Origin of the sequence: uncultured Campylobacter sp. (assembly GCF_937997595.1) — a bacterium.
Classification (GTDB): Bacteria; Campylobacterota; Campylobacteria; order Campylobacterales; family Campylobacteraceae; genus Campylobacter_B.
Map to the genome: position 1 here is coordinate 1 of NZ_CALKTS010000062.1, position 8,092 is coordinate 8,092.

6 protein-coding genes and 2 pseudogenes are annotated in these 8,092 nt (G+C 45.9%); 5 read left to right on the top strand and 3 right to left on the bottom strand.

Annotated features, from left to right (window positions below):
* Window positions 1–372, top strand: a pseudogene (locus Q0614_RS02085) (hypothetical protein); the annotation flags it as partial.
* A gap of 411 nt (window positions 373–783) precedes the next feature.
* Here Q0614_RS02085 and Q0614_RS02090 read toward each other — a convergent pair.
* Entirely contained in the window at window positions 784–1,695 is a 912-nt protein-coding gene (locus Q0614_RS02090) for a LysR family transcriptional regulator (RefSeq protein ID WP_298786211.1), read from the bottom strand.
* Between the two features lie 140 nt (window positions 1,696–1,835).
* Between Q0614_RS02090 and Q0614_RS02095 the strand changes: the two genes are divergently transcribed.
* The 4 genes from Q0614_RS02095 (at window position 1,836) to Q0614_RS02110 (ending at window position 5,430) form a co-directional block, all read left to right on the top strand.
* On the top strand, window positions 1,836–3,377 hold the full coding sequence (locus Q0614_RS02095) for a flavocytochrome c (RefSeq protein ID WP_298786213.1): 1,542 nt from the start codon (window positions 1,836–1,838) through the stop codon (window positions 3,375–3,377).
* Window positions 3,378–3,457: 80 nt separating this feature from the next.
* Entirely contained in the window at window positions 3,458–3,889 is a 432-nt protein-coding gene (locus tag Q0614_RS02100; protein WP_298786215.1) for a cytochrome c3 family protein, read from the top strand.
* On the top strand, window positions 3,886–4,557 hold the full coding sequence (locus Q0614_RS02105; protein WP_298786221.1) for a NapC/NirT family cytochrome c: 672 nt from the start codon (window positions 3,886–3,888) through the stop codon (window positions 4,555–4,557). Before Q0614_RS02100 ends, Q0614_RS02105 begins: the two co-directional genes overlap by 4 nt.
* 381 nt (window positions 4,558–4,938) lie before the next feature.
* Window positions 4,939–5,430 carry a hypothetical protein gene (locus Q0614_RS02110; protein ID WP_298786217.1) on the top strand — a complete coding sequence of 164 codons (492 nt, stop codon included), beginning with the start codon at window positions 4,939–4,941 and terminating at the stop codon, window positions 5,428–5,430.
* 357 nt (window positions 5,431–5,787) lie between these two features.
* Here Q0614_RS02110 and Q0614_RS02115 read toward each other — a convergent pair whose 3' ends face one another.
* Window positions 5,788–7,179, bottom strand: coding sequence for an OprD family outer membrane porin (locus tag Q0614_RS02115; protein WP_298786219.1), 1,392 nt, complete (start codon window positions 7,177–7,179; stop codon window positions 5,788–5,790).
* 447 nt (window positions 7,180–7,626) lie between these two features.
* A pseudogene (locus Q0614_RS02120) lies at window positions 7,627–8,092 on the bottom strand (molecular chaperone HtpG); the annotation flags it as partial.

Here is an 8,092-nt window from a genome sequence, read left to right on the forward strand (position 1 = left end):
CTCGCATTGCTGTGGGCGTTTTTCGGCGCGCGAACGGCGTGGCTGATCGTCATCTGCGTTTTTGCGACAAATTTGGCCGTGCTCGCCCTGCTTAGCGCATTCGGCGTGAGCGTGAATATTTTTGCGATCTTTGCGCTGATCCTCTCAGGCGCCGTGGGGATAGACTATATGATCTTTGCAAACAACGACAAAATGGCGCTTAGCGATAAAATTTTCGGCATCACGCTAGCGTCTCTTACCAGCATAATCTCTTTTTTTACGCTCGCTTTCAGCTCCACCAAGGCCGTGGCGCTGTTTGGGCTCTGCGTCAGCCTCAATATCGCGCTAGCGGCGATCTTAGCGCAAGTTTTAGCGGCGAGCAAGAAAAGCTAATCAAGCGGTATCCAAAGAGCTGAAAGCACTGAATAGACGCTCTTTGCCCCGCTTGTAGATAAAATTTTACAAAAAGAGCACGCCGTAAATTTACGCAGCCGCCACGACTGAAAATTTAATCTAAAGCGCCGCAAGATAAAATTTAGTCTGCATATGCAAGATAAAATTTAACCGATTGGGGCGCGAGATAAAATTCTAGATGAAATTTCAGCCAAGCAAGTTATGAGCCAAAATTTAATGAGCAAGATTGCAGGATAAATTTTAAAGTGGGGTTTTGGCGCAGCGCCTTGCGGCGGTTATTAAATTTAAGCCAATGCAGTGCATTTTTAAATTTAAACCTTTGCGGTGCGTTATTAAATTTAAACCCTTGCGGCGCGTTATTAAATTTAAATTTGCGCGCCGCAGACCGCCCTACTCGCCGTTTTTCCCCGCTTTTATCATCTTTATAAATTCCTTTGCGAGCTTGGAGGGCTTTTTATACACGACCGAAAACGACACGTCCAAAAGCGGCTCATCCGCGACGTCAAAGAGCGTGATGTAGTCTTTCTGCGTCTCAAAAATGTACCGAGCGAAGCTAAAACTCACGCAAAGCCCCGCCGCGACCATCGCGTTAGCCACGTACAGATAGGAGGTGTCACAGAAAATTTGAGGCGTAAAGCCGGCGTTTTCAAATATCTTTTTGAAGTTCGATTCGCTTTTTAAAATTTTACTGCTAATTGCAAATTTATCGGATTTGAACTCGCTAAGTGCGATCTTGGGGTATTTCTCGGTAGAATTTATACTCGCTCGCGAAACGGCAGGATGAGAGGAGCAGACACTTAGAAGCAGCCTGCGCTTTTTTATGAACTCGCACTCAAGCCCCTCCGCAGAAAGCTCGCCGAAGTGCGCGGCATAGACGATATCAAGCTCGCCGCTTTTTAGCATCTCGATGAGCGCGGGTTCGGAGTGAGCGTGCACAACCCTGATGTCGGCTTTGGAAAACCTACTGTAAAACATCGCGATGATCTTTTCGATAAATTTAAAGCTGGTCGAGGTTGCGCCGATTACGAGCTTGCCCGTCTTGATCGACGAAAGCCCGCGGATTTCGTTATTTAGCTCCTTATTGAGCCTAAGCATATTTTTCGCTCTGGCGATGTAAATTTCGCCCGCATAGGTAAGCTCAAGGCCGTTTTTCCTATCAAAAATTTCGATCCCGAGCTCCTTTTCTAAAAGCATAATGCTCTTTGAAAGCGACGGTTGTGCAATTCCAAGCTCGCTCGCCGCTTTTGTAAAGCTTTTAAGCTCCGAAATTTTTACCGCAAATTCCATATGTCGCAGGCTCATTTTTTGCCCCTTCGGTTGAAATTTTATAGCCTTTAGCTATTAAATTATATACCAAATAACATTTGACTTACATAAAGATTTAATATAAAATTACGACATTAATCTTTAAGATTAAAAAATCTCTAAGTAAAGGGGCAAATATGCAGAGACGCGACATACTGAAAATGGGTATGGTAGGAGCCGGCGCACTTGCGCTTGGCGCTGTAAATGCGCAAGCAAGCGCAGTGGACGCAAAGGACATCAAATTTGACGAAGAGTGGGATGTAATCATCATCGGTAGCGGGTTTGCAGGACTTGCGGCGGGCTTAAAAGCAGCCGAGAAAGGCAACAAAGTCTTGATTCTAGAAAAGATGGGTCGTATCGGCGGAAACTCCGTCATCAACGGCGGCGGTATGAGCGTACCGATGAACCCGGTGCAGGAAAAAACGGGCGTTAAAGACAGCAAAGAGCTATTTATGAACGACTGCCTAAAGGCGGGCCTTGGCATCAACCACCCTGAGCTTTTAAGCACCCTAGCCGATCGCGGCTTGGACGCGTTTAAATTCCTCGTCGATAGCGGCGTGCAGTTTAAAATGGATCACTGCGCGCACTTCGGCGGACACAGCGTCGCGCGCTCGATGCTAACTACAAATGATAGCGGCTCTGGCTACATCCAGCCGATGCTTGAAAAATTTGAAGCGCTAAAAGATAAGGGCTGCGAGCTTCGCCGCCGCGCGAAATTTGACGATTTCGTAATGGACGGTGGTCGCGTAGCGGGCGTCGTGATCCGCGAGGAGTATAAATTTGATCCAAATCTTTACAGCGACGATCTTGAAAACACCAGCGGTACAAAAAAGACGCTCAAAGCCAAAAAAGGCGTAGTACTCGCAGCGGGCGGATTTTGCCGCGATAAAATTTTCCGCAAGCTTCAAGATCCGCGCATCCCTGATGATGTCGATAGCACAAATCACGCGGGAGCTACCGCGGGCGTGCTACTAAAAGCCTTTGAGATCGGCGCGTATCCGGTGCAGGTCGATTGGATCCAGTTCGGTCCGTGGGCGAGCCCCGATGAGAAGGGCTTTGGTACCGCTCCGATCCTAACTCAGCAAGGCACCTTTAAATACGGTATCGCCGTGGACGTTCGCAACGGCAAGCGCTTTATGAACGAGCTTGCAGACCGCAAGACCCGCGCGGACGCGGAGTTTAAAATTTTACGCGAGGATCCGAAAGCCTATCCGATAACCTTCGCCGATACCAAAATGGCGTTTAAAGACCTAAGCGAAGAGGTAATTTCCAAGGGTATGGCAAGCGGCAAACTAGTCGGCGAGTGCGCTACGCTAGACGATATCGCTAAAAAATATGGCGTACCTGCCGACGCGCTAAAAGAGACCGTCAAGAAATATAACGAAGGCGTAAAGGCTAAAAAAGACGAGTTTGGCAAGCAAGAAAGCGCGCTTAGCGAGATCAACGAAGCGGGACCTTTCTACGTCATCCGCCTCTCGCCGAAGCCTCACCATACAATGGGCGGCCTAAAGATCAATACCAAAGCCGAGGTCTTATCATCTAAAACCAATAAGCCGATCCCAGGCCTTTGGGCTGCAGGCGAGATCACCGGCGGAACTCACGGCGCGAGCCGCTTAGGCACCGTAGCGATCACAGACTGCATAGTTTTCGGAATGATCGCGGGCGAGCAGATCGCCTAATTTGGCCTGGGCGCAAGCTCTTTAAAGCCTTGCAGGCTAGCTTTCGCGGGCCGGCAGGGCAGTTTTCTAAAAGGTTGCAAATGAAAAATTTCAGTTTTACGGCATTGATTCTGTGCTGTTTCATCGCGACTTTGTTCGGCGCGCCGTCTGCTAACGACGCCAACGCCACGAACATAGTCGTTTCAGATGAGCTTCGGGCAAAATACAAAATCAAACCTCATCACGAGCATTTGTCGTTTGATTGCGTCGATTGCCACATAAATCAAGGAAGCGATCCGTCTAAATTTAAAAGCATCGGCGACAAGGGCTGTATCAGCTGTCACGGCGACAAAAAGCAGCTTGCTTTGAGGCTTAAATTTATGGATACGCTCAAGGCTAATCCGCATAACTCCGTCCACGACGGTCCTACGCTGTACTGCGACGAATGCCACAACGAGCACAAGGCATCTACGAATATGTGTACCGAATGCCACGAGCACGAAGTGCCGCAATGGATGGGGGTGACACCATGAGAATTTCTAAAAAATTACTAGCGCTTATCATCTTAATAAGCGGCATTATAGGGTTTTTCGTCGTCGTGCCGGTGCATTACGCGCTTGAAAAAACTAGCACCGATAAATTTTGCGACGTCTGCCACGAGATGGATCCGATGGTGATCGCCTATCAAGACGACGTCCACTCGGGCAAGGGCAAAACGGGCATCAAAGCCAAATGCGTCGACTGCCACCTACCGCACGACAATATCGTAAAATACGTCTATCAAAAGGCCAAAAACGGCGTGTTGGAGGGCTACTCGCACTTCTTCGACGAGCCTGAAAAATTTGATTGGAACAAAAGGCGCGAAAACCGCGAGCACTATGTGTTTGACAACGGCTGCACGAGCTGCCACGCTACCGTGATCGACAGCAAAATCACCTCCGAGCAGGCGCAGCGCATGCACGCGCACTACAAAAAGCTCCTAGGCACCGAGCGCGAGCTTAAATGCGCGAGCTGCCACGTAAGCGCGGGCCACAGCATCGGGCTTCGCAACTACCTAGAGTACTGGCGACCGACATATAAAATTTACGAAAAGAAGATGATGGAGGAAAAGATCAAAGCAAAGAAGGGATTTTTCGGCGACGAGTATAAACCGAGCGCCGAAGAGCAGGCCTTTATGGACGCTTCTAGCGCGAAGAAATAACGCCGCTTGAAATCCTAGAATTTCTAAATTTTAAAATTCCGCCGAGGTTTAGCTGAGACCTTGACGGGATTTTTGAAATTTTGGCGAGGTTTTTGTAAAATTTTTATTAAATTTTATCGACTTTTAGATTTAAAATTTATCCGAATTCTCGATTTAAAATTTCATCTATCAGACTATATTAAACCAACCGCCCGCAACTTAAGTTTATACGCTTCTTACTCGCCAGGTCGTAAACGAAAAGTATCCACAAAAACCCTTACAATTGCATCTCTATGAGCCTTACTATAGTACTAACTTAAAATTTCATACTCACGTTATGAGAGCATAAGGCTAGCATAAATTATCGAGGGTATAATCGAATTAAAATTTTAGGAGGAAGCGATGGCTTTTGTTGCGGAATATATTTCTAAAGAGGACTTGAAGAAATATGATATTATAAACATTATAAATACATGCTGCCGCAAATATAATGAAGAAGAATATTCGGATTATTTAATTGATCAACTCTACTGGGTGATTGATAGGCAAAGAGACATTTGGCTAATATCCGTCGTTAATTTGCATTTGCCAGATCATAGAGATGGATGGAGCGGGGAACGGATCTGGGTTTTACACTATGATGATCAAGATATTGAGCTTGATTTAAGAGATATAAACAATAAAAATACTAGCACGAAAATTACGGACAACCCTTTTAAAATCTTATATGAATTAAAGTCTATAAAAACCCATACTTATGGTATATCAAGGGATGAAATAGTTAAAATTTTAAAAGACGCATTAGAAGAGTATAGAGGCGGTGCAAGTTTAAATAAATTTGTCCCGAAAGAAAATATTCAAGTAACTTTCGTATCAAAAGATTTAAAACGCTAGAAAGGTATATTTCTTGTAATTGTAAGGAAATCTCTAAAATTTTTATAAATTTAAAATTCCTATAAAGCGCGCAGAACAAAATCCTCGTCAAAATTTCAACGCCCAAGCTTTATTTAAATTTCGGTATGTCAAAGCTCTACGGCAAAATTTTAGATAAATTTCACCTCCGTTTCATTTAAAATTCAAGAGCATGTTTAAATTTAAGGAGTTTGGATGAAACATTTATCAAGCGCGAGCTCGCTTGATAATGCAGATGAGAAAGAGTAAATTTTTCGGGTTTAAACGCCCTTTTTTGCGTCATATATGAGGCAGAATAATACGGATAAGAAAGAGCGGAAAACTCCGCTCTTTAAAGCTTTAGTTGCCGCTTAGATCAAATTTATACGCAGCCTGCAACCATATCTCGTTCTCGTCGAACTTTCTATTTACGCCGCTAGCGTAGTGGTCGCTTCTCTCAAGCGCAGTGTAGGTTACGCCCAAGCTTAGCCCCTTAACGGCCTTAGGAGCGTAGTTTGCCGTTACCGCCCAGCCCTCTACGTCCATGCTGGTGCCGACCCTTTGACCCGCAGCCCCGCTAGCATTGATATTATTCGTGCCGCTTACTCTGTCTTGATCGCCTTTTACGTAGTGTAGCGCGGTTTTGAAGCCGTCCAAGCCGATAGCGCCGAAGTCGTAATCAAGCACGATCTTGTGCGTATCCATACCCGCATACCCTGTGAAGACGAACGGCCCTCTAATAGGCAGCGCGGTGTATGATCCCGGGCCGTTGCCGACGCCTAAAATAACGGTATCGTCGTCGCTAACGGTCGTATAGGCATACGATAGGCCGAATCCGAAAAACTCGCTAACCGAGACTCTTGCGCCGAACATATCGCCGTCAAGCCTTCTTGGCTCCAGCCCTCCGTCTACGCGCGAGCCTTTGTAGTTAAGATCAAATCCTAGCTTTAAAATCTCGCCTACGGGCACTTTTACATTTGCCTCGGCAAGATACAAGCTAACGTCGCCGTCTTTTAATGCGTTAGCGGGTTTTACGTCCGTTACCGCTGCGTAAGCGCCGGTTAAAGTAGTATAAGGCAGGGATTTGTTTTGAACGTATGCGGAGAAGATATTTTCAAATTTTACGGCGATAGGACCCGTCATATTACCCAGAATCACTCTATCTTTAAACAAAGGAGCCTTTCCTTCGCCTGCAGGAGCGCCCATAGCGGTTTTACTCCTTCCTTGGAATTTATAAAACCATCCGCCCCACAAGGTAGTATCGGGGATATCTTTATTAGATATCGCTACGCCCTCGAAAGCCTCTTTAAACGCCCTCGTATAGTTGCCAGCAACGAGCGGAGTAACGACATATTGTCTACCCGCCTTTATATCGGTATTTCCTATGCCGTATCCTAGGTATAATTCCGATAATACCGCACCTTTAGTATACCACTCCTTATCGTAGGCGATCTTATTGCTTGAGCCTACGTGATACGGCATCAACCAGCCCTGTCCGGTAAGCCCTATTCTAAAGCCGTAAAGAGGATCAGTAACGTATCCGAGCTCAAGACCCACGCCGAATGCCTCATAGTCGTTATCGCCCGTAGCGGCTTCGCCTCTATTGTCTACGGTTTTATTGGCATAAGTTGTCTTTACCGTTCCGCCAAGCTTACCGTTAGTAATCGCATCGGCTACGCTATCCGCCGCGCTTAGCGAGGATGCCGCACATGCGCAAACCGCCGCAGCTAAACTTAGTTTGATGAGTTTCATTCGAAATCTCCTTTCATAAAGATTTACAAATATTTATAAAATGAATTATATCAAACAATCTCGCTGTTTGCGATAAAAAAGGGGGAAATTTAAAATAAAATTACGCAACTTTGTAAAGATTAAATTAATGAATAGTGAAATTTATCGCCCGATTTATGATTTTATGATTTGACGAATATTTTCGGCTCGCGCTCCAACCTCGACTCGCGAATAAAAGCGATCAAAACCTCAAAATTTTCAAAACGCCAAACCGAGCCGCCAAATAAAATTTTTACCGAAATCAAAGGGTGAAATTTCGCCGTTTTTAAATTTTAAAATTTAGAAAGCGCGGCGAAGCTTGCCCGTCGAAATTTCTCTTTAAATTTAGAGCGCGGCTCCATAGATTTATACAGCCTATGCAGCCGCGCGGAATTTAGATAACGGATAGAAGCCCCAAATTTAGATAATTTACAGAGCCTTTGCGATCAGCTCGTTTACGTTTTTGATAAACTCGCTCGGATTTTCCAGCTCCTGCCCCTCGCTAAGGCGCGCCAGATCGTAGATTATCTCGGCTACTTGCGGTAGCATCAGTTTATCGGCCTGCAGCTTTTTGATGATCTCGTGATCTGCGTTGATCTCCAAAATCGGCTTTATTGGCGGCAGATTGCGGCCTCCCATCTGCTTAAGTAGCTGCTGCGTCGCAAAATCGGGATCGTTCTCGTCAAAAACAAGGCAGGAAAGCGAGCCGCTTAGGCGCGATGAAATTTTAACGTCCTTGACGCGTTCGCCTAAAATTTCTTTGATCTTTGCGGCGATCTCTTTGGCTTGCGGCGTCACGGCGTCGTCGCTCGCAGCCTCCTGTTTGATCGAGGTCGCGTTTTTAACCGGCGTCTTATCAAACTCAAAAATGCCAGGCATCACGATCGTATCGATC

Excerpts from the sequence above, each read along its gene's own strand:
- Q0614_RS02090 (WP_298786211.1), bottom strand. The coding sequence starts at position 1,695 with ATGAGCCTGCGACATATGGAATTTGCGGTAAAAATTTCGGAGCTTAAA.
- Q0614_RS02095 (WP_298786213.1), top strand. The coding sequence starts at position 1,836 with ATGCAGAGACGCGACATACTGAAAATGGGTATGGTAGGAGCCGGCGCA.
- Q0614_RS02100 (WP_298786215.1), top strand. The coding sequence starts at position 3,458 with ATGAAAAATTTCAGTTTTACGGCATTGATTCTGTGCTGTTTCATCGCG.
- Q0614_RS02105 (WP_298786221.1), top strand. The coding sequence starts at position 3,886 with ATGAGAATTTCTAAAAAATTACTAGCGCTTATCATCTTAATAAGCGGC.
- Q0614_RS02110 (WP_298786217.1), top strand. The coding sequence starts at position 4,939 with ATGGCTTTTGTTGCGGAATATATTTCTAAAGAGGACTTGAAGAAATAT.
- Q0614_RS02115 (WP_298786219.1), bottom strand. The coding sequence starts at position 7,179 with ATGAAACTCATCAAACTAAGTTTAGCTGCGGCGGTTTGCGCATGTGCG.